This is a genomic window from Brenneria izadpanahii (assembly GCF_017569925.1).
Classification (GTDB): Bacteria; Pseudomonadota; Gammaproteobacteria; order Enterobacterales; family Enterobacteriaceae; genus Brenneria; species Brenneria izadpanahii.
This window is the reverse complement of sequence record NZ_CP050854.1, coordinates 2,925,833-2,949,104: the sequence shown is the minus strand read 5'-3', so window position 1 is coordinate 2,949,104 and position 23,272 is coordinate 2,925,833. Positions and strand designations below refer to the sequence as shown.

General features: G+C 51.0%; 15 protein-coding genes and 1 pseudogene. 14 read left to right on the top strand and 2 right to left on the bottom strand.

All coding sequences use genetic code 11. The features are described 5' to 3' along the window. Positions 1-34: 34 nt before the first annotated feature. The 5 genes from sufC to HC231_RS13175 all read left to right on the top strand — a co-directional run bounded on the left by sufC (position 35) and on the right by HC231_RS13175 (position 5,188). The gene (gene sufC, locus HC231_RS13195) at positions 35-781 is read left to right on the top strand and encodes a Fe-S cluster assembly ATPase SufC (protein WP_208227092.1); all 747 of its coding nucleotides are present in this window, start codon (positions 35-37) and stop codon (positions 779-781) included. Continuing rightward, complete coding sequence (gene sufD, locus HC231_RS13190) at positions 756-2,099, top strand: Fe-S cluster assembly protein SufD (RefSeq protein WP_208227091.1); 1,344 nt, start codon at positions 756-758, stop codon at positions 2,097-2,099. The genes sufC and sufD overlap by 26 nt, the downstream gene beginning before the upstream one ends. Further along, the gene (gene sufS / locus HC231_RS13185) at positions 2,096-3,319 is read left to right on the top strand and encodes a cysteine desulfurase SufS (RefSeq protein WP_208227090.1); all 1,224 of its coding nucleotides are present in this window, start codon (positions 2,096-2,098) and stop codon (positions 3,317-3,319) included. The genes sufD and sufS overlap by 4 nt, the downstream gene beginning before the upstream one ends. 30 nt (positions 3,320-3,349) lie before the next feature. After that, a complete protein-coding gene (gene sufE, locus HC231_RS13180) occupies positions 3,350-3,766 on the top strand; it encodes a cysteine desulfuration protein SufE (protein ID WP_208227089.1) in 417 nt (138 codons plus the stop codon). Positions 3,767-4,162: 396 nt separating this feature from the next. After that, complete coding sequence (locus HC231_RS13175; RefSeq protein ID WP_208227088.1) at positions 4,163-5,188, top strand: L,D-transpeptidase family protein; 1,026 nt, start codon at positions 4,163-4,165, stop codon at positions 5,186-5,188. A gap of 146 nt (positions 5,189-5,334) precedes the next feature. On the opposite strand, the gene HC231_RS13170 is transcribed toward HC231_RS13175, so the two are convergent. Both HC231_RS13170 and pykF read right to left on the bottom strand, forming a co-directional pair. Further along, positions 5,335-5,571, bottom strand: coding sequence for a major outer membrane lipoprotein (locus HC231_RS13170; protein ID WP_005970385.1), 237 nt, complete (start codon positions 5,569-5,571; stop codon positions 5,335-5,337). A gap of 306 nt (positions 5,572-5,877) precedes the next feature. Beyond that, positions 5,878-7,290 (bottom strand): pyruvate kinase PykF, encoded by a 1,413-nt coding sequence (gene pykF, locus HC231_RS13165; protein ID WP_208227087.1) that lies wholly within the window; start codon positions 7,288-7,290, stop codon positions 5,878-5,880. A 626-nt stretch (positions 7,291-7,916) separates the two neighbouring features. Between pykF and licT the strand changes: the two genes are divergently transcribed. The 9 genes and pseudogenes from licT (at position 7,917) to HC231_RS13120 (ending at position 23,262) form a co-directional block, all read left to right on the top strand. Continuing rightward, the gene (gene licT, locus HC231_RS13160) at positions 7,917-8,762 is read left to right on the top strand and encodes a BglG family transcription antiterminator LicT (protein WP_208227086.1); all 846 of its coding nucleotides are present in this window, start codon (positions 7,917-7,919) and stop codon (positions 8,760-8,762) included. Positions 8,763-9,058: 296 nt separating this feature from the next. Next, positions 9,059-10,945: a PTS beta-glucoside transporter subunit IIABC gene (gene bglF, locus HC231_RS13155; RefSeq protein ID WP_208227085.1), complete on the top strand. Its 1,887-nt coding sequence runs from the start codon at positions 9,059-9,061 to the stop codon at positions 10,943-10,945. A gap of 41 nt (positions 10,946-10,986) precedes the next feature. Next, entirely contained in the window at positions 10,987-12,381 is a 1,395-nt protein-coding gene (gene ascB, locus HC231_RS13150; RefSeq protein ID WP_208227084.1) for a 6-phospho-beta-glucosidase, read from the top strand. 89 nt (positions 12,382-12,470) lie between these two features. Next, positions 12,471-14,018 carry an alpha-L-rhamnosidase-related protein gene (locus HC231_RS13145; RefSeq protein WP_208227083.1) on the top strand — a complete coding sequence of 516 codons (1,548 nt, stop codon included), beginning with the start codon at positions 12,471-12,473 and terminating at the stop codon, positions 14,016-14,018. Positions 14,019-14,292: 274 nt separating this feature from the next. Beyond that, positions 14,293-15,915 carry a carbohydrate porin gene (locus tag HC231_RS13140; RefSeq protein WP_208227082.1) on the top strand — a complete coding sequence of 541 codons (1,623 nt, stop codon included), beginning with the start codon at positions 14,293-14,295 and terminating at the stop codon, positions 15,913-15,915. Positions 15,916-16,123: 208 nt separating this feature from the next. After that, positions 16,124-17,146 (top strand): nucleoside hydrolase, encoded by a 1,023-nt coding sequence (locus tag HC231_RS13135; RefSeq protein ID WP_246494491.1) that lies wholly within the window; start codon positions 16,124-16,126, stop codon positions 17,144-17,146. 633 nt (positions 17,147-17,779) lie between these two features. Beyond that, positions 17,780-20,085, top strand: a pseudogene (locus HC231_RS13130) (TonB-dependent siderophore receptor). Positions 20,086-20,464: 379 nt separating this feature from the next. Beyond that, a complete protein-coding gene (locus HC231_RS13125) occupies positions 20,465-21,655 on the top strand; it encodes an isochorismate synthase (RefSeq protein ID WP_208227081.1) in 1,191 nt (396 codons plus the stop codon). Then, entirely contained in the window at positions 21,652-23,262 is a 1,611-nt protein-coding gene (locus tag HC231_RS13120; RefSeq protein WP_208227080.1) for a (2,3-dihydroxybenzoyl)adenylate synthase, read from the top strand. Before HC231_RS13125 ends, HC231_RS13120 begins: the two co-directional genes overlap by 4 nt. Positions 23,263-23,272 lie beyond the last annotated feature (10 nt).

Sequence of the window (23,272 nt, the reverse complement as noted above, 5' to 3'; positions counted from 1 at the left end):
CGTCACAAGGTGCAAGACGCCTGAAGGATAGAGCATGTTAAGTATTGAAAATTTGAAAGTCAGCGTAGAAGGCAAAGAGATCATTAAAGGACTTAACCTGACGGTTAAACCAGGTGAAGTGCATGCCATCATGGGGCCGAACGGCTCGGGGAAAAGTACGCTCTCCGCCACGCTGGCCGGACGTGAAGAATATGAAGTCACCGACGGTTCGGTGAGTTTTAAGGGCAAGGATTTGCTGGAGTTGGATCCGGAAGACCGCGCGGGAGAAGGCATCTTCATGGCGTTCCAGTACCCGGTGGAGATCCCCGGCGTCAGCAACCAGTTCTTCCTGCAAACCGCGGTCAACGCCGTGCGCAAATACCGCCAGCAGGAACCGCTGGACCGTTTTGACTTCGCCGACTTTATCGAAGATAAAATCAAGCTGTTGAGTATGCCGGCGGATTTGTTGACGCGCTCGGTGAACGTCGGCTTTTCCGGCGGGGAGAAAAAACGTAACGATATTCTGCAAATGGCGGCGCTTGAGCCGGATTTATGCATTCTGGATGAAACCGATTCCGGTCTGGATATTGATGCGCTGAAGATTGTTGCCAATGGCGTTAACTCGCTGCGCGATCAGAATCGCTCGTTTATCATCGTGACGCACTACCAGCGCATTCTGGATTATATCAAGCCAGATTACGTTCACGTCCTGTATCAGGGACGCATCGTTAAATCCGGTGACTTCTCACTGGTGAAACAGTTGGAGGAGCAAGGCTATGGCTGGCTTACCGACCAACAATAAAGCAACCGCCGCTAAAATCAGCGTTGAGCGGAAACAGGGAAAAGCCTTGCAACAGTGGCATAACCTGTTTGAAACCTATAGCGCCAAGCGTTCGGCGGACGCCCATCAGCACTGGCGGGAAGTGTTGCGATTGGGGCTGCCGCACCGCAAACACGAGCACTGGAAATATACCCCGCTGGATGGTTTGCTTTCGCATGAGTTCGTCGCCGCCAGGGCGCAGGTCGATAAAACAACCTTGAATAAGCTGGCGCTGCCGGTTGACGCTTGGCGTCTGGTGTTTGTTGACGGCGAATTTAGCGCGGAACTCAGCGACGCCGAGTGGGGGCCGTATCAGGTTGAGGTCAACGCGATACGCGACGGCCACGATGACTTTCCCGCGGCAATCCAGCCTGAGGTGTTTTTGCATCTGACTGAAAGCCTGGCCGTCGAACGCACGCTGATACGTCTGGCCGCCGGCCGGCAGGCGGAAAAACCGCTGTATCTGCTGCACATCAGCAGCGGCCAGGCTCAGGCGTCGTCTCTGAATACCGTACATTACCGCCACCATCTGAACGTTGGGCGCGGCGCCAGCGCGCAGATTATCGAACATTACGTCAGCCTGGATGAACAGGCGCATTTCACCGGCGCGCGGTTGACGATTAACGCAGAGGAAAACAGCCAGGTCAGCCATATGAAACTGGCGTTTGAAGCGGCGGCCAGTTATCACTTCTCTCATAATGACCTGGCGCTGGCGCGTGACGCGCTGGTTCGCAGCCAGAGCTTTTTGCTGGGGGCGGGATTGACCCGGCATAACACCAGCGCTCAGCTTAATGGCGAAGGCACCAACCTGGCGATGAACAGCCTTATTATGCCGATCGGCAGCGAGGTCTGCGATACCCGAACCTATCTGGAACACAACCAGGGGTACGGCGAAAGCCGTCAGCTGCATAAAACCATCGTTAACGATAGGGCCAAAGCCGTGTTTAACGGCATGATAAAAGTGGCTCCCGACGCGCTGAAAACCGATGGCCAGATGACCAACAACAACCTGCTGTTAGGACGGCTGGCCGAAGTCGATACCAAGCCGCAGTTGGAAATTTACGCCGACGATGTGAAGTGTAGTCATGGCGCCACTATCGGCCGCATCGACGAAGAGCAACTGTTCTATCTGCGGTCGCGCGGCATCAGCCAGCAAGATGCGCAGCAGATGATCATCTTTGCTTTCGCCGCAGAGTTGACGGAAGCCATCGCCGATGAATCATTAAGAGACGTGATATTAAAACGTATCGCGCAACGTTTGCCGAACGCACAGACGGATTTATTGAAGGCAGAACTATGAGTTATCCAATCGAACGGGTTCGGGCTGATTTTCCGCTGTTGTCAACGGAAGTGAATGGTCAGCCGCTGGCTTATCTGGACAGCGCCGCCAGCGCACAGAAACCGCAGGCGGTGATCGATCGCGAACTGGCTTTTTATCAACATGAGTATGCGGCGGTACACCGCGGTATTCATACGCTGAGCGCGCGGGCCACCAGCGCGATGGAAGCGGTGCGCGAACAGGTCGCCGCTTTCATTAACGCCGCGTCGGCGGAAGAGATCGTGTTTGTGCGCGGCTCGACGGAAGCCATCAATCTGGTCGCCAATAGCTATGGACGGACTTTCCTTGAGCCCGGCGATAATATCGTCATTACCGAGATGGAGCATCATGCCAATATCGTTCCCTGGCAGATGCTGGCGAAAGAACGGGGCATTGAAATCCGCGTGTTGCCTTTGACGCCGGACGGCACGCTGGAGTTGAGCAAACTTCCGGCCTTGCTGGACGCGCGTACCCGGCTGTTGGCGGTAACCCAGATTTCAAACGTATTGGGCACGCTGAACCCGGTTAAAGAGATTATCGCGCAGGCGAAGGCGGCGGGCGCCGTCGTTCTGGTGGACGGCGCTCAGGCGATCATGCATCAGCCGGTTGACGTGCAGGCGCTGGACTGTGACTTTTATGTCTTTTCCGGCCACAAGATTTACGGTCCCTCCGGGATTGGCGTACTGTATGGCAAAAGCGCGCTGTTACAGGCGATGCCGCCGTGGGAAGGCGGCGGGGCGATGATCCGCGAAGTGAGTCTTCTGAACGGCACAACCTACGCCGATGCGCCGTGGCGCTTTGAGGCCGGTTCGCCGAATACCGCCGGGATCATGGGGCTGGGCGCGGCGCTGAGCTATGTTAGCGAACTGGGACGTGAAGCGATCCAGCGTTATGAAACGTCGCTGATGGGCTACGCGCTGGAAGCGCTGGCGCAGGTTCCCGATTTGACGCTGTACGGCCCCGCGGAGCGGCATGGCGTCATCGCCTTTAATCTTGGCAAGCATCATGCCTATGATGTCGGCAGTTTCCTCGATCAGTATGGAATTGCAATTCGCACCGGCCACCATTGCGCGATGCCGCTAATGGAACACTATCGTGTTTCCAGTATGTGCCGCGCCTCGCTGGCCGTTTATACTACACGCGAAGAAATTGACCGGCTGGTAGCCGGGTTGCAACGTGTCCATCGATTACTGGGCAACTAAGCGTTATTTTTGTTGCCTGGGGAGGAAAAAATGGCAAGTCTGCCGGATCCGCAGAAATTAGTACGTAATTTTTCGCGCTGTCATAATTGGGAAGAAAAATACCTTTACATCATTGAGTTGGGTGCCCGTCTGGACCCGTTGCCCGACGCCTGGCGGCGGGCCGAAAATTTGATTGCAGGCTGTCAGAGTCAGGTATGGATTGTGATGCAGCGCGACGATCGGGGATTGGTTGCTTTGCATGGCGACAGCGACGCAGCCATTGTAAAAGGGCTGATCGCCGTGGTGTTCAGTCTCTATCAGGGATTGACCGCGCAGGAGATCGTTGAACTGGATGTGCGTCCTTTCTTTCAGGAATTGGCATTGAGCCAGCATCTGACGCCATCCCGCTCACAGGGACTGGAAGCGATGCTGCGGGCCATCCGCGCCAAGGCGGCGCAGCTATCCTAAACTGAGTTGATTGTAGAAAAACACCGGGTCGAAAACCCGGTGTTTTTTTATGGCGCGCTCCGGTCATTGCAAGCGGCGTTTAAATCCCTCCCGGCGAGCGTTTATATTTACGCACGTTTAATAACTATTCGCTTTTTATTTAAACCATAATAAAGATAGGTATATACAAATTAACATTCTGATATTTCAGAATTAGTCCCGTAGATTTATTTGGGGGCGGATTTTATTCTGACACTGGCTTTTGTAAAGAATTGAATATCAATGATTTGATTTTTAAGTAAAATATCATTTTGTTACAACAATGCTAATATAGCAGGAACATGATACTGGTTGATAAAAAGAGAACCAGTCATCGTTTTTTAAACCGACATAGACCAGTGACGTGGGGAAATTAGTATGAAACGCGCGTTAACGTTACTTGGTATGGTATTCGCAACGTATCTGGCGGGCTGCGGCGCGGCCAGTGCGACGGAATACCCGCTGCCGCCGCCAAACAGCCGTCTTATCGGCGAGAACATCGCTTATACCGTCCCCAATGATGGCCGTCCGTTGGAAGCCATCGCCGCTGATTTTAAAATTGGCCTGCTCGGGATGTTGGAAGCTAACCCAGGCACCGATCCCTATCTGCCAACGGCCGGTTCAACATTAACCATTCCTGCGCAAATGCTGCTGCCGGATACGCCGCGCGAAGGCATTGTGGTTAACCTTGCGGAACTGCGGCTGTATTACTATCCGAAAGGTAAGAATACCGTCATCGTGTATCCTATCGGCATTGGCCAACTGGGGCGTAAAACGCCATTAATGACTACCACCGTCGCCGAGAAGCGGGCGAACCCGACCTGGACGCCGACGGCGAATATCCGAAAACACTATCTGGAAGAGCAGGGCATCGTGTTGCCGGCGGTGGTGCCTGCCGGGCCTGATAATCCGATGGGGCTTTTCGCGCTGCGTCTGGCGGCGCATGGCGGCGTGTACCTGATTCACGGCACCAATGCGAATTTTGGCATCGGTATGCGCGTCAGCTCCGGCTGTATCCGGCTGCGGCCCGACGATATCGAAGCGCTGTTTAATTCCGTGCCGGTCGGCACGCGTGTGCAAATCATCAATGATGCGATCAAAACCTCGGTTGAACCCGATGGCAAACGCTATGTAGAGGTTCATCAGCCATTGTCCCAAACGGATCAGGACGACCCGCAGACCATGCCGATCAACATCAATAACAAGACGAAGAAATTTATCGATGATGCGGATACGGATGCCAAAACCGTAGCAGACGCCATTGTACGCCGTTCAGGCATGCCGGTATTGGTCAACGTAGGCCAGGACATTAATACTTACCAGGAGGCGTTACAGGCGGTTCCTGAGGGCTCTGAGACGCAGGCGGCCGCGCCTATTACTGCTATTGGCGGCGCATCTGAGTGATATGGAGAAACCCGGCGGAAGCGTTCGCCGGGTTCAGACCCTAAAGGTAAGGGATTGACGTACTCGGACGAACGGATGGAAAGCAAAACTGAAGATAAAAAAAATGGCGCACAAGGTGCGCCATTTTCATTACTTAACCAGTTCGATTACTTTTTGTAAGTGCGAACTTGGTTGTCCAGACGCTGGTTAGCACGAGCTGCGTCGTCTTTAGCAGCCTGTACGTCAGAGCGGATTGCGTTCACGTCGTTGCTCAGTTGATCAACTTTAGCGTTCAGAGTCTGAACGTCAGAAGACAGTTGATCGATTTTAGCGTTGCTAGAACAACCGGCCAGCAGAGTAGAACCCAGGATTACCGCGCCCAGTACCAGTTTAGTACGATTCATTATTAATACCCTCTAGATTGAGTTAATCTCCATGTAGCGTGACAAGTATTACACAAACTTTTTTCTAATGAGAATAAATTTTTGATGAGAACATGCTTAATTTTGATCGTTAGCTCAAAGAAGCAGCGGGTTTTACCTAATAATGAAAAAAGCAAAAAAAACAGCGCTATTTCCATCAGAAAAGTCTTAGCTTTTGCTTATTAAAAGCATGTGTTAATAAGCATATTAATATTAGCTATGATAACGGCCGAATATAAAAAAGCGCCCTGAAGGGCGCTTTTTTAATAATGTGGAAGAGTAAAAATTTTAGAGGCGGTGTACGGATGCGGTATTGGTGGTGCCGCTTGGAACCAGCGCGCCGGAAACCATAACCACAACATCGCCGGCCTTAGCGTGGCCGCTGTTTAATGCTGCTTCTTTGCCGATACGATAGAAATCATCGGTAGAGGCGATTTCTTTTACCAGCAGCGTATCGACGCCTTTGCACAGCAGAAGCTGGCGGGCGGTCACTTCATTGGTGGTCAGCGCCAGGATGCGCGCGGTCGGGAAGTATTTGCGGATGGATTTAGCGGACTTGCCGCCGCTGGTCGCAACTACGATCAAAGGCGCATCCAGTTTTTCCGCCGTTTCAACGGCGCCGCGGCACACGGCTTCGGTGATACGCAGTTTGCCAACGGTTTTGATGGTATCCAGGCGGGACTTCATTACGGTGTCGGTGCGCTGGCAGATGGTCGCCATGATTCTCACCGCTTCCAGAGGATATTTCCCTTTGGCGCTTTCGCCAGACAGCATGACCGCATCGGTGCCATCGATAATGGCGTTGGCGACGTCGCCCGCTTCGGCGCGGGTAGGACGCGGGTTTTTGATCATGGAATCCAGCATTTGGGTCGCGGTGATGACGACTTTGCGAGCCTGATTACATTTTTCAATCATCATCTTCTGCGCGAAAATGACTTCTTCAACCGGGATTTCAACGCCCAGGTCGCCGCGCGCAACCATAATGCCGTCAGACGCATCCAGGATTTCGTCGAAGTTGTTCAGACCTTCCTGGTTTTCGATTTTAGAAATGATCTGAATATGTTCGCCGCCGTGTTGTTTCAGGTGTTCGCGAATTTCTTCAACGTCAGAGCGCTTACGAATAAAGGACGCGGCGACGAAATCAACGCCTTGTTCGCAACCAAAAATCAGGTCGCTCTTATCTTTTTCCGCCAGCGCCGGCAGTTGAATGGACACGCCAGGCAGGTTGACGCCTTTGTTTTCGCCCAGATCGCCGTTGTTTAATACTTTGCAAACCACTTCATTGCCATTGATCGCCGTTACTTCCATGCCGATCAATCCATCGTCGACCAGCACGGTATTGCCGACGCTCAGGTCTTCAGCGAAGCCCGCATAGGTAACCGCAACACGTTCTTTGTTGCCGATAACGCTTTGGTCGGTGGTGAATGTGAATGTTTGACCCGCGGTCAGGGAAACGTCAGAACCGTTTTCCAGCTTCATGGTGCGAATTTCCGGGCCTTTGGTATCCAGCAGAATGGCTGCTTTTTTACCGCTTTTTGCCAACACGGCGCGCAGGTTCTTGATGCGTTGACCATGTTCGGCGTAATCCCCATGCGAGAAGTTCAGGCGCATAACGTTCATGCCGGCATCAAGCATATTGCTCAGCATTTCTTCTGATTCTGTTTTTGGCCCGATAGTACAAACAATTTTTGTCTTTTTCATACGATAGCTTCTACAAGTTGTGATGGATAAAAAACGATTGAACCGAAGGCTGCGAGAGTTGGGCCCTCGGGAAGAATTCATTTGGATGCAGGTTGCACGAGATAAGTATAGATGATGATCTGCATAAAATATTATCACGTTTTATCAACGAGATAACGATAAGCGATGCCTTGGATAACGGTTTTAATAATAGTGGCACGTTAATTAGCTGAAACCATTCAATTGAAACAACGTTCCGTATTATAGTTATTCACCGGTGATAAACAAGGTGGCTAAAGGCTTCGGGGCGCATTTTTTAGCCTGTTTACGCAAAAAAAGTAACGATTTGTCGTTTTTACCAAGATTTGTTGCGCAACAGCACCAAAAAGCACCATGTCCGCGATGACCAAAATCACGGGATGGCAGAAGACATTGTGATCATTGTCACTTTCTCTTATGGAAAAGAAAAGAATTTGTAAATAAAGTGTGTTCTATCGATCCGCATCACGTTTCTATCCAGTAGATGTTGAGAAGAATATGATAAGTGATAATTTATCCGGCATAAGGATTGTTACTGCGTTAGCAGGCAAAACCAGACTCCCGCTTTACAGCGGGAGTCTGGTTTTTTTGTTTTCAAGGTATGAACGATGAAAATTGCCAAGATACTCAACAACAACGTCGTGACGGTTATCGACGAGAATAATAATGAGTCGGTTGTGATGGGGCGCGGGCTGGGGTTCAAAAAACATACTGGCGATTCCCTGGACGAATCGCTGATTGAAAAAGTGTTTTCGCTGAAAAGCGGGGAACTGACATCGCGTCTGCGGGAGCTGCTGTCGGAGATCCCGCTGGAGGTGATCACTACCGCGGACAAAATCATTTCATTGGCAAAAGAACGTTTGCCGGGGAAGCTGCAAAACAGCATTTACATCTCGTTGACCGACCACTGCCACTTCGCGATTGAGCGTCATAAGCAGGGGGTTAATATCCGTAACGTGCTGTTATGGGAAATCAAGCGGCTTTACCAGAAGGAATTTCTGGTCGGCGTGGAAGCGCTGGATATCATTGAACAGCGTTTATCCGTTCGGTTGCCGGAGGACGAAGCCGGCTTTATTGCGTTGCATTTAGTTAATGCGCAGCTAGACAGTGAAATGCCGGAAGTTATTCACATTACCAAGATCATGCAGGAGATTTTGAATATTGTGAAATACCAGTTAAATCTGGATTATAATGAGCAAGCATTAAGCTATCATCGTTTTGTTACCCATCTTAAGTTTTTTGCGCAGCGGCTTATTGGAAAAAATACGGTATTTAGTGATGATGAATCATTACATGATGTAGTTAAGGAAAAATATCAACTTGCCTATCAATGCGCTGAAAAAATACAGGCGTATATCGATCAACAGTATCGCTATTGCTTGACGAAAGAAGAGCTGATGTTTTTGACGATTCATATTGAGCGGGTAAGAACCGAATCGCAGGATAAAGCGTAAAAATAAAGAAGAGAGAAATTTGCTGTTCATCACATTATAGTGATAAAAAAGGATAAGTTGCTTGCAAGAATGTTAGAGGAAAGAATAAGATTCTTGCATTGAAGATGATTCGTAAAATCAGGATTGTAACTGTAAGGCTAAATATCGGTCATACAGGCAAAACCTAAACCGTTTTTGTTTTCTGCCGTCACGGCAGTAAGAAAAACAGTTTGGGTTTTTTTTTGTCTCAAAAATAGCGTTGAGCGTGCATAACGTATTGATTTTACTATGTGGTTACTGGGCATTAAGGATAGGCAATGAAATACAAGACATTAGCCAGTGAGGTACTTGAAGGTGTTGGCGGTCGCGATAATGTAAATAGTGTAATACACTGCGCGACGCGGCTTCGTTTTAAATTAAAGGATAGCAAGAAAACAAATATTTCTGCGCTTAAAAATAATCCTGGAATTATCATGGTGCTTGAAAGCGGCGGCCAGTTTCAGGTCGTCGTAGGTAATCATGTCGGCGAAGTATATCAGGATTTGCTAGAAGTGTCTGGTATCAGTGAATCATCGGGCGCTAACGCTGAAAATCAGGAAAATAGTAATAAGGAAAATATATTATCCCGCTTTATTGATATCATTGCCGGTATTTTTACCCCATTAATGGGCGTAATGGCCGCCTCCGGTATATTAAAAGGTTTTTTAGCATTAAGCCTGGCCTGCGGTTGGCTGGTGGAGAGCAGCGGAACTTATAAACTTTTATTTTCCGCCAGCGATGCATTATTCTATTTTTTCCCGATTATTCTTGGTTATACCGCCGGTAAAAAATTTGGCGGCAATGCTTTTGTCTCCATGGCGATTGGCGGCGCGTTGGTGCACCCGACGATGATTGCCGAATTTAATGCCATGTCGGCGGCGGGTTATCAGCCATTACACTTTCTCGGCATTCCCATCACGTTTATCAATTATTCCTCATCGGTTATTCCGATTATTTTTGCCGCATGGGTTTCCTGCAAACTGGAAAAACCGCTGAACGCTTTCCTGCACGCCAATATCCGTAACTTCCTTACGCCGGCTCTGTGCTTGCTGATTACCGTACCGCTGACGTTTTTAGCCATCGGTCCGGTGACCACCTGGCTCAGCTATCAGTTGGCGCATGGCTATCAGTTGATCTATGGCGCGAATCAAACCATTGCCGGCGGCTTTATGGGCGGTCTATGGCAGATATTCGTCATGTTCGGTCTGCACTGGGGATTCGTGCCGCTGATGATCAACAACCTGAGCGCATTGGGGCATGACACGCTGATCGCCGTATTGACGCCGGCGGTATTGGCGCAGGCCGGCGCGGCGCTGGGCGTCTCCCTGCGCACCAAAGACGCGAAGTTGAAAGGCATTGCGGGGTCGGCGTTTCCGGCGGGGATCTTCGGCATTACCGAACCGGCTATCTACGGCGTCAACCTTCCTTTGCGTCGTCCGTTTATCTTCGGCTGTATCGGCGGGGCGATCGGCAGCGCGATTGCCGGCTATTTCGGCACGACACAGTACTCTTTCGGCTTGCCCAGTATTTTCGCCTTTACGCAAATCATCCCGCCGACCGGCATGGACATCAGCGTATGGGGGGGAATCATCGGCACGGTCATCGCCTTTGCGTTCTCTGCGTTGGCCAGCTACTTGTTCGGGATAAAGAAAGAACCCGTAGCGGAGACTCAGCCGGCCGAGACCGTACAGAAAGGCGCCGCGCCGGTACGTCAGCAATCCATCAGCAGCCCAATCGAGGGAGAAACTCATCCGCTGGAGCAGGTCAGCGATCAGACTTTCGCCAGCGGCTTGATGGGAAAAGGCATCGCCATCAAACCGCGGAGCGGACGCGTGGTTTCGCCGGTCAACGGGACGGTCGCATCGCTGTTCAAAACCAATCATGCGATTGGCCTGGAGTCTGATGAGGGCGCCGAAATATTGATTCACGTCGGAATTGATACCGTAAAACTGAACGGACAGTATTTTACTGCCCACGTTAAAACCGGCGATGTGGTGAAGCAGGGCGATCTCCTGGTGGAGTTTGATTATCAGGCTATTGAAGCCGCGGGATACGACACGATCACGCCGGTCATTATTACCAATAGCGACGCTTACATCGATGTGTTGCCTGTGGCGGGGGATTCCGTTTCGGAACAGTCGCCCTTGTTAACGCTGGTTATTTGATTGACAAACATTTAGCACCCGAATTGGGAAGGAGATTAAAGATGAGCCACCGTTTTCCTGACAACTTTTTATGGGGCGGCGCTGTCGCCGCCAATCAAGTGGAAGGCGCCTATCTGAGCGAAGGCAAGGGGTTGTCTACCTCTGATTTGCAGCCGCATGGCATTTTGACTCCGCCTGTAGAACGTACGCCCGGCGATAGCGGCATCAAGGATGTGGCGATCGATTTTTATCACCGCTATCCGGAAGATATCGCGCTGTTTGCCGAAATGGGCTTTAAGTGTTTACGCACCTCGATCGCCTGGACGCGCATTTTTCCACAGGGCGATGAAGAGACGCCAAACGAAGCCGGACTGGCATTCTACGATCGTCTGTTTGACGAAATGGCCAAATATAATATCCAACCTTTAGTGACGCTGTCGCATTACGAAATGCCGTATGGGCTGGTGAAAAATCATGGCGGCTGGGGCAATCGCAAAACCATCGAATGCTTTGAACGCTATGCGCGCACGGTGTTCCAACGCTATCGCAATAAAGTGAAGTACTGGCTGACGTTTAACGAGATTAATATTTCGCTGCATGAGCCGTTCACCGGCGTCGGCCTGCCGGGAGGCAGCTCGCTGCAACAGATCTATCAGGCCATTCACCACCAACTGGTGGCCAGCGCCAAGGCGGTGAAAGCCTGCCATGAGATCATCCCCGATGCCAAAATCGGCAACATGCTGCTGGGCGGTATCCTCTATCCTCTGACCTGCAAACCGGATGATGTGATGAAGAGCCTGATACAGAACCGAGACTGGCAGTTCTTCGGCGACGTGCAGGCGCGCGGGGCTTACCCCTCCTATACCACCCGCTTCTTTAAGGAGAATGGCATCAGCCTTGATATCACCGATGCGGATCGCCAGGCGCTGAAAGAAACCGTCGACTTCATCTCGTTCAGCTATTACATGAGCGGCTGCGCCAGCGCCGATGAGGCGGAGATGGAGAAAGCGCGCGGCAATATTCTGAATATCATCCCCAATCCGCATCTGCAAAGTTCCGAATGGGGCTGGCAGATTGATCCGGTGGGGTTACGCTACCTGCTGAACGTGCTGTATGACCGTTATCAGAAGCCGCTGTTTATTGTGGAAAATGGGCTGGGCGCTAAAGATCAGGTTGAAAGCGACGGCAGCATCAACGATGACTACCGTATTCAGTATCTGAACGATCACCTGGTTCAGGTCGGCGAGGCGTTGGAAGATGGCGTCGAAGTGTTGGGCTACACCAGCTGGGGGCCAATCGATCTGGTCAGCGCCTCGACGGCACAGCTTTCCAAACGTTACGGCTTTATTTACGTAGACCGCGACGACGAGGGCAACGGCACGCTGGAGCGTAAGCGGAAGAAAAGTTTTTACTGGTATCGCGATGTGATTAACAGCAATGGCGAAGCGCTGAAATAGGCTTAACGTCCCCTAAATCGCCGGCAGGCCCGAACGCTTACCGCGTCGCCGACGGTTTAGGGTTTTATCGCAGTTGAGCGGATATGAACATGAATAGACGAGAACTACTGATAAAAGCTGCCGTGGTTGCCTCATGCATCAAAGCATGGCCGGTGCAGAACGCACAGGCCAAATCCGGTTCTCCGATACGGATGGGAACCGATGCCGCGGCTACGATGCCGGCGCAGCGCTATCTGCAACAGGCTGATGCTTTGACGCCAACGCTGCAGGAGGTTGCCTATCCGGCGTTGACGGCGGTGGAGCCCAGAGTGGATAAAAGCCGCATGCTGGGGTATGTCATGGAGAAAACCGCCGGCATGGCGGAGTTGGCGCAGCGTACTTTTAAAACGGGCGATAGCGTGATTGTCGATTTCGGCGATCATTACACGGGATTCTTGACGTTTTTGTTAGGCTGGAAAGGGGTTTCCTGCGATTCACCGGCACGTTTACGCCTGACCTTTGGCGAAGTGGTCACGGATGTCGCGGAATCCCTTTATCCTTATAACGGCTGGATTAGCGCGGCCTGGCTGCCGGAAGAAATTATCAATGTCGATTTTCTTCCGGCACCGGTGAGGATCGCCCGGCGGCAATCTTTTCGCTATGTGAAAATCGATGTGATTGCAACTTCATCCAATTTCAACGTCACATTCGATGCGATTCAGGTTCAGGCGGTGTCATCGGCCGGCGAGGATAAGCACCTTCCGGCGCAGTATGACAGCCCTTTGTGGCGGGATATCGATAAAGCCGGCATTAGGACATTACATGAGTGTATGCAGACCGTCTTTGAAGATGGCCCGAAACGAGACCGGCGGCTATGGCTGGGAGATCTGCGTCTGCAGGCATTGACCAACTATGTCAGTTTCAATAATACGGATTTGGTGCGCCGTTGCCTTTATCTATTCGCTGGCTTGCAGCGTGATGATGGCTATGTCACCGCGTGCGTTTATGAAAAACCCACCCCCAGAATTGGTGAAGTGGTATTGCTCGATTATTCCGCTCTGTTTGGCGGCATCCTGCTGGATTACTTCCGCGCCAGTCAGGATAAAGCCACCGTTGTTGAACTGTGGCCGATAGCTAAAAAGCAGATTGAACTGCTTTTGCAACACGTTAATCAGGAAGGTCTCTTCATTATACCGGATAAAGATTATGTTTTTATTGACTGGAATACCGGAAAAGATCAGGAGGCGGCAACACAGGGGATGGATAAACAGGCCGCAATGCAAGGGTTGCTGATTTATAGTTGCCGGCGCTTGATTGAATTAGGAAAGGTCATTCTTCCCAAAGAAAATATGGATGCCGTCGTTGAAAAAATAGCGCAAATGACTGCCGCGGCCAGAGAAATATTTTACGATCCGGCATTGCAGTTATTTGTCAGTGGAAAAAACCGGCAAATATCATGGGCATCACAAATATGGATGGCATTAGCTAATGTGCTGCCACAGAAAGAGGCCGCAATCTCTTTACAAAAAGTAATGATAAACGCTGAGGCAATTCGGCCGTTGACGCCTTATTTATATCATCATATGGTTGATGCTTTGGTACAGAGTGGATTAATAACAGAAGCAAAAAAATTGGTCGAAAATTATTGGGGGGAATGATAAAAGCAGGAACAGATACTTTTTGGGAGGCCTTCGAACCTGATAACCCTCAGGCTTCACCTTATGGCAGTAAACAAATTAATAGCTATTGTCATGCATGGAGCTGTACGCCAAACTATTTTATTCGCAACCAATTTAGGAAATAAAAAACACCAATACTACACAAACTAAACTAACGCGCGGAAATTCATTAAAAGCACGAACAGGTACTGATAATGGTATCAAATATCCCTTTGTTGTTATTTTTTATTATGTGCTCTATCTGGAAAACATTATGCGTAAAAAACACTACTCTCTAAAACTTATTGTATTATTAATATCATCCGCGATATTGTCCAATAGTGCTATCGCGGCAAAATTAACCGTCGAGGAAAGGCTGGAGCTGTTGGAAAAGGAACTGGCGGCGAACAAGCAGGAATTGCAATCCACTAAAAATGAATTAAAGCAATATAAAGCTTTTCTTGAACAGCGCCCAACGGCCTCGGCAGCGAATAATACGGCGTTGACGGAGAAAAGCGCCGTTCTAGTGAATGTCGCACCGGAGAAAAAAACAAATACAAATGAACAGGCAGATGGCGCAACGTCTAATACCGCCGATATGCAGGCGCTGACGCTGGGGGAACTGAGTAAATATATTAAAGATGATATCGGATTTAGCTATAACGGCTATTTCCGCGCCGGCTGGGCCTCTGCCGATCATGGCTCGCCTAAATCCTATGCCATTGGTTCATTGGGGCGTTTCGGCAATGAACATAGCGGCTGGTTTGATCTGCAATTAAAACAAAAAGTATATGATCAAGACGGTAAAAAAGTAGAAGCCATCGTCATGCTGGACGGCAATGTAGGCATGCAGTACGGCAGTGCATGGTTTGATCAGAACACGGAAAACCTATTGCAGTTTTCCGATATGTATGTAAAAACTCAGGGATTTCTGCCTTTTGCGCCAGAATCGGATTTCTGGGTGGGTAAACACAATTTGCCAGTGTATGAAATTCAGATGCTGGACTGGAAAAGCTACCGTTCAGAAACATCGGCTGCTGGCCTGGGTATTGAAAATTGGGCGCTGGGGATCGGTAAGTTAAACATTGGGCTGACCCGTGAAGATCTGGATGTGCATGCCATTGATTACGATACCAGTGGAAATAAACATCAGGTTAATACCAATTCCCTTGATATTCGCTATAAAGATATTCCGCTCTGGGATAACGCTACCTTGGAGCTGCTTGGTAAATATACTATGGCGAATAAAGATAATGTGCAGAAAAACAACGAAGGTTCGGGCGAATATTACAAGATGAAAGACGCGTGGACCGCGGGAATGATTCTGCGGCAGAATTTTACTTCTGGCGGATATAATGAATTCACGGTGCAGGGAGCGGTTAACTCGATCGCCAGCGGCTTTTCCAATATATCGGATGCCAATCCCGTATATGGTTATAATGGCAATTATTACGGCGATCATTCAGGCAGCGCTTTCCGGGTAATTTCGCAGGGGGAAATGTATTTACGTCCTGATGTGATTATGGCCAATGCGCTGGTATATTCGCAAGGGAGTGATATTTACAGCTATGATACCGGCGCGCATACGGATTTCGACAGCATTCGTGCCGTTATTCGTCCTGCCTATATTTGGGATGAGTATAATCAAACCGGCGTGGAGCTGGCTTATTTTAATCATACCAATAAAGCTGGCGGTGTGAATTATCATGAATCAGGGTATAAAACTACGCTTTATCACGCGTTAAAAGTAGGCACCAGCATGCTGACATCCCGCCCTGAAATACGTTTTTACGGCACTTATCTGAAAATTCAGGATAACGATATCAGCGATGCCTCATTCAACGACAATAAGAGCGACCAGTTTAGCTTAGGGGTTCAGGCGGAAGTGTGGTGGTAAATAATTGACGGTTTACTCCGTCTTAATGGGCGATATTACGCTTTTGGGGTCTAATATCGCCCGGTATATACTCAACGGATTTCAACACGCGGGAAGGTTGGCGATAAATCCGCGGCCTGAAAGATGAAGGGTATGCCTGCGCATATTCGGCGGCGGAATGATAAGACGGCGTCCGAATATTAAAAATAGATATAGGAAAGATTGAATTATGAAGAGATATGGCTCGATGATGGTTGGATTGCGCGGGATTGTTGCCGCGTTTCTGGTCGTGATGTTGGGCGCGCCGGCGGTTGTTCTGGCTCAGCCCGTATTTGATGTCGCAGCGCATAAACAGATCCGGGTGATGATCAGCAGCGATGCCAAGAACGAAGCGGATGATGATTTTGCTGTGGCGCATGCGCTGCTGACGCCGACCTTCCAGGTTAAAGGCATCATCGCCGCCCACTATGCTCGCACCGCGCCATTAATGAAACGCGACCCCGGCGCCAGTATGGAAAACAGTTATCAGGAATTGAAACGTCTGCTGACTCTGATGGAGAAAACCGATGTGCCGGTATATCGCGGCGCGGCGGACGCGCTCAAAAAAGGAGAAACGTCGCCGGCGTTGAGTGAAGGGGCGCAAGCGCTGATTAAGGAAGCCATGAAGCAGGATGATGCTCCGCTGTTTGTGCTGGTCATGGGGTCGCTGACGGATGTTTCCGCCGCTTTGCTGGCCGAGCCGCGTATTGCGCAGAAAATGACGGTGGTCTGGATTGGCGGCATGCCGTATCCGAAAGGCGGCTGGGAATACAATATGTTTAATGATCCGGTTGCCGCGGATAATGTATTTAAATCGCAGGTTCCGATGTGGCAAATACCGCACAATGTCTATATGTCCGTGCGGGTATCGCTCTCGGAACTGGCTGTCCGAGTCAAACCGCAAGGTAAAGTGGGGGCGTACTTGTGGCAGCAAATGATTGATTTTAATAAAGAGATTTCTGCTATCGTCAAAGATGTGCCCTGGCCGAAAAGTGAAGTGTGGGTATTAGGCGATAATCCTTCAGTATCGCTGTTGCTGGACGACCATGAATACAATTACGCGTTAGTCGATGCGCCGCGGTTAAATGATGATCTTACCTATGCCCCGCAGCCGAACGCACGCCAGATTCGGGTATATAACGCGGTGGATACCCGGTTCACGCTGGAAGATTTTTACGCCAAGCTGGCGCTGGCTTATAGCGTGAAACATTAGTCCGGCTGAATCCCGTCCATATGATGAAAACGGCGTCAGTATACTGACGTCATGTCCTGAAAAGTATCTCTCCGGGCCGCTAATTTGAAGGCGCGTGGGAAACGGCGCCCCCGGTGCCGGACGGATAAGTTCCGGCGCCGGCCCGCAGCGCGCCGGTTGTACTAATAAGGCGATGCCATTCGCCGTTAATCCGCCCCGGTCTGCATCAAGCGGCAACTGATGCGGCCGGCGGCGATTTTTTTGCCTCGCTCTCATATCCGAACGCCGATTAGGCGCTGAATATTTGACCTGTCACTTGCAATTCCTTTATGAAAAAGCGCAAATCCGATGAGCGCGCTAGCCGCCAATTCGTGAGATAAATCAAATTTTCGGCAGTTTTGTAAACATTAATTCAATTAATATTGATAATCATTATCATGTGTAATATGGTGTGTCTGCTTATTTTTTAGCTAGCCATATATCCAAGGCTATTCCTACCGGGCTCGGGTGACGCTGCTTCATTAATTCCTTTTTTTATAAAAAGGAGGGAATTGACCTGACCCCGACTTTGATGATTACACAACGACGAACGCTTCACCTTTCTGAAGTGGTGTCCTTTTCTGCCCTCAGAACGGTAAGCAAAACGGGAATTACATGATGATAAAATTATCGCGTTATTCCGTGGCGGCGCTATTGGGTTTGAGCACCTCGACACTTTCCCTGCCGGTTCTGACAGCGGAGACAACAACAGCAGCGGACGCCACGACGACACAAAACAACAGTCAGGAAAACACAGGTTCCACGAGCAATGATACCGGCGACACCATCGTGGTTACGGCGGCGGAACAGACCCGGCAAGCGCCCGGCGTTTCCGTCATCACGGCGGATGACATCAGTAAACGTCCTCCGGCGAATGATTTATCCGAACTGATTCGCACCATGCCGGGGGTTAATCTTTCCGGCAACTCAAACAGCGGTTCCCGCGGCAATAACCGGCAGATCGATCTGCGCGGCATGGGGCCGGAAAATACGCTGATTCTGGTCGACGGCAAGCCGGTTTCAAGCCGGGCGGCCGTGCGCTACGGCTGGCGCGGCGAACGCGATACCCGCGGCGATACCAACTGGGTGCCGGCCGATATGGTCGAGCGGATTGAAGTGCTGCGCGGTCCGGCGGCGGCGCGCTATGGCAACGGCGCGGCGGGCGGGGTGGTGAATATCATCACCAAACAGCCGACGCAGGAACTGCACGGCGCCTGGAATACCTACCTGAATATGCCGCAACATAAGTCTGAAGGCGCGACTAAACGTACTGATATCAGCCTGATGGGGGGCTGACCGATACCTTGAGCTTCCGTCTATACGGCAATATCAATAAAACGCAGGCGGATGCCTGGGATATCAACGACGGCCATCAGCTTAGCCCGCTGGCCACCAATATTCCCGCCGGGCGCGAAGGCGTGCGCAATAAAGATATCAATGGGCTGCTGCGCTGGGAGTTTATGCCGCAGCAAACGCTGGAGTTTGAAGCCGGATTCAGTCGTCAGGGCAATATCTACGCCGGCGACACGGAAAACAATAACAGCAACGTGACGTCCATTGATAAATACGGTCAGGAAACCAACCGGATGTACCGGCAGAATTTCGCCGTTACCCATCGCGGTTACTGGGATAGCGGTTTAAGCGCCATGTCCTACCTGCAATATGAAAATACGCACAATACCCGTATTTTTGAAGCGTTGGCCGGCGGTCCGGCCGGGCGGCCGCAGGGCGACGAATTCACCACCATTAAACTGGATGCGTTTACCGGCCATAGCGAAGTGAATGTTCCTTTTTATGCGCTGTTTAACCAAACGGCGACTATCGGGGTGGAATGGTCCGAACAAAAGATGAAAGATCCATCATCGAATACACAGGCTCAGCAGGGCGGGATCATCGACGGTTATCCGACCGGTACGCGCAGCGACAGGATGTCGGCCCGAATCGGCTCTGTATTCGCCGAGGATAATATTGAAATCACCGACAGCACCATGCTGACGCCGGCACTGCGTTTCGATCATCACAACATCGTCGGCAATAACTGGAGTCCGTCGCTGAACCTGTCGCAGCAATTGGGCGACGATTTCACGTTGAAGATGGGGATCGCCCGGGCGTACAAAGCGCCCAATTTGTACCAGATGAACCCTAACTACCTGCTCTATAGCCGCGGCAACGGCTGTTTTGTGGCGGGAAGCAGCGGGTGTTATCTGATGGGTAATGGTGATTTGAAGGCGGAAACCAGTATTAACAAGGAAGTCGGCATTGAGTTTAATCGCGATGGTTATCAGGCCGGGGTGACCTATTTCCGCAACGATTACCGCGATAAGATTGAGTCCGGGTACTCCTCAGTGGGAACCACCACAAACGGCAATACCCAGATCCTGCAATGGGAGAACGTACCTAAGGCGCTGGTGGAAGGGCTGGAAGGGACGCTGAATATTCCCATCAGCGATACGGTAAAATGGAACAACAATATTACCTGGATGTTGCAATCGAAAAACAAAACCACCGGCGACTATCTGTCGATCACACCGGAATTCACGCTGAATTCCTCAGTCAGTTGGCAGGCGACGGAGAGCCTTTATTTCCTGGCCGACATGACCTGGTATGGGCGCCAGAAGCCGAAAAAATATAACTATAAGGGAGAAGCGGTATCCTCTATTCCATTGACGGCCAAGTATGATCAACATGAAGTCAGCCCTTATGCGGTCTTCGGCCTGAGCGGCACCTATGATGTGAATAAATACGCAAGCGTGACGGTAGGGGTGGATAACCTGTTCGATAAGCGTCAGTTCCGGGCCGGGAATGCGCAGTCCGTTACCAATACATCGGGGGGCGTCACCTCGACGGTGTATGGCGGCGGGGCGGCGACCTATAACGAATCGGGCAGAACCTTCTTCGTCAGCCTGAATACGCATTTCTAAGTTCTGCTATATATCAATACGCAGGCAGCTTGATATCTGGCGGATATCGCAAAGAAAGAACACGGAATATCCGTGTTCTTTCTGTAATCGGCGTTTGGAATTTATGTGGAATGGTAATATTGATTTCTGTTTATTAGCCTATTTCGCGGAAACAACCGTGCAATGAATGTGTTAATAACAACGAGCTGAAATTAAATAAACGTTAAATAAATCCTTTCATTTTCTATTGCTATCCGATCGGTTTATTTCCTGATCTCACACTATTTAAAATTAATATAAATATATTGTTGCCTCTGCTCGATACTTTAGTATAGTTTATATTTAAACGATAGTGATTATCATAATCATTCCATTTTCAGGTGTAATGAAGGGTGATCAGATGAACGAATTGGCGACAGAATTCAGTGGCGACGGGCCGCCGGGCTGCGATGAATCAGCCAGCTTTTCGTATCGCTCGGCGCATCGTTGTATCGACGCTTCAGGAATATTTGAGCGGATATCTCGGCCGGCTATGCTAAAAAACGCCGACGATCGCGCATTTTGGCTGCATATCAAACAGGCCATGAACCGGGCTAAGCAGGCGGGCGTCGAGGCGCCTATTGTGGTCGGCGCAATACCTTTTGACGCCTCTCAGCCATCCTGCCTCTATATCCCTAAAGAATATCAGTTTATTTCAGCATCAACCGCGGATGCTAAAACGTTAAACAGTATTGATAAGATAAACAGCATCATAAGTATAAAAAACATACCGGAAGCGCCTCAGTTTAAATCCGCGGTGGCATCGGCGTTGAATTATTTCCAGAACGGCGAAATAAGAAAGGTAGTGCTTTCAAGGATGGTGGAAATTGAATTAGAACAGAAAATAGATCGCCAGAATATAATAAATAATCTTAGATTGCGTAACCCCGGCGGATATCATTTCTCTCTGCCGTTACCGGATGGCGGTATTTTATTGGGCGCCAGCCCGGAATTATTAATTCGCAAGGAAGGCCGATTTATTCATAGCCAGCCGCTGGCCGGTTCGGCCCCTCGTCATAGCGATAGCCGGCAGGATAAAACCAATGCCAGCCAATTGCTTGATTCGGAAAAGGATCGTCATGAACACCGGATAGTGGTGGATGATATTCGGCAACATTTATCGTCGCTTTGCCGCGATCTGACGCTGCCCGAAACGCCTTCTCTGCTGAGTACCGACACCATGTGGCACCTTGCCACCGCCATTCGCGGCGAATTGGCTCAGGCTGAAACCAGCGTGATCCAGCTTGCCTGCTTGTTACATCCCACCCCCGCGCTCTGCGGAACGCCGACGGCGGCGGCGCGTGATCTGATCGCCCTGCTGGAGCCTTACGACCGCGGCGTGTTCAGCGGCATCGTGGGATGGTGCGACGCCAATGGCGACGGCGAGTGGGCCATTGCCATTCGCTGCGGCATCGTACAGCGGCGATTGGTTCGTTTTTTTGCCGGCGCGGGCATCGTGGCGGGTTCGGAACCGCATAAAGAGTGGGCCGAAGTCTCAGGAAAGTTAGGCACGATGCTGCGGGCTTTTGGCTTACATACGGAGGACATATGAGGATTGAATTCACCCCTTGGCCGGATGAATTTGCTCAGCGTTACCGCCAAAAAGGATACTGGATCGATCGGCCGCTGGGGGACATTTTGCATCGGCAATATCAGGCGCGTCCCGATGCGGCGGCGATTATCTGCGGCGAGCGGCAGTGGAGCTATCGGCAGTTTGAACAGCAGGCGTCGGCGCTGGCCGCCAATCTGACCCGCGAGGGATTGCGCGCCGGGGATAGCGCGTTGGTGCAGTTGCCTAACGTCGCCGAGTTTTATCTAACCTTTTTTGCCTTGCTGAAAATCGGCGTAGCGCCGGTGAACGCGCTGTTCAGCCATAATCGGCTGGAACTGACGGCCTATGCGGATCTGGTTGCCCCGCGGTTGCTGATTGCTTCCCGTCAGCATCCGCTGTTTGCCGACGATCGTTTTCTGCATGAATGGCGGACTCAGTATCCGACATTAACGACCGTATTGTTAGACGGCAGCGGCGATGAACGCGATCTCCAACGCTGGTTGAAAGCCGGCTCGCCGCAGGAATACCGGCCGTCGGACGCCGCCGAGGTCGCTTTTTTTCAGCTTTCCGGCGGCACGACGGGAACCCCGAAACTGATTCCCCGCACGCACAATGATTATTACTACAGCGTGCGCCGCAGCGCGGAGATATGCCGCTTAACTCCCTCAACCCGCTATTTGTGCGCTTTGCCGGCCGCACATAACTATTCTTTGAGTTCTCCTGGCGCGCTTGGCGTGTTTTATGCCGGCGGATGCGTGGTGCTGGCGGGAGATCCCGGTCCGATGACCTGTTTCCCGCTGATAAAGCGGCACGGGATAGATATGACGTCACTGGTGCCTCCGGCGGCGGCGCTGTGGGCGCAGTCCGCCGCGCAATACCAAGACGATTTGGCGAGCCTGAAATTATTGCAGGTCGGCGGCGCCAGGCTGAGCGAAAGTGTGGCCTGCCGCATTCCGGCGCAACTGGGCTGCAAGCTGCAACAGGTCTTGGGGATGGCGGAAGGGCTGGTGAACTATACCCGGCTTGACGACGACGATGAACATATCTTTACCACGCAGGGGCGTCCCATGTGTCCGGATGATGAAATCCGCGTGGTGGACCAACAGGGAAATCCGGTTCCGGCGGGGGCGGAGGGCCAGTTGATAACGCGCGGTCCTTATACCATCCGCGGTTATTACCGTAACCCCGAACATAACAAGCGCGCATTTGATGCGGAAGGCTTCTACCACTCCGGCGATGTGGTGCGCATGACCGAGGATGGCTACCTGTGCGTGGTTGGGCGGGAGAAAGATCAAATCAATCGCGGCGGAGAGAAAATCGCCGCGGAGGAGATCGAAAATTTGCTGCTGAAACACGCTAGCGTCGTTCACGCCGCGCTGGTGGCGATGCCGGACCCGACGCTGGGCGAAAAAAGCTGCGCCTTTATCGTCGCGACGGACTCGAAACTGAACGCGCTGACGTTGCGCAAGTACCTGCGTAGTCAGGGGATCGCCGAGTACAAACTGCCGGATCGCATCGAATTGATTGACGTCTTGCCCGTCACCCCGGTGGGGAAAATCGATAAGCGGGCGCTGCGCGGCCGGCTTTCTGAAACAACACAGCCTTGATAATCAGTAA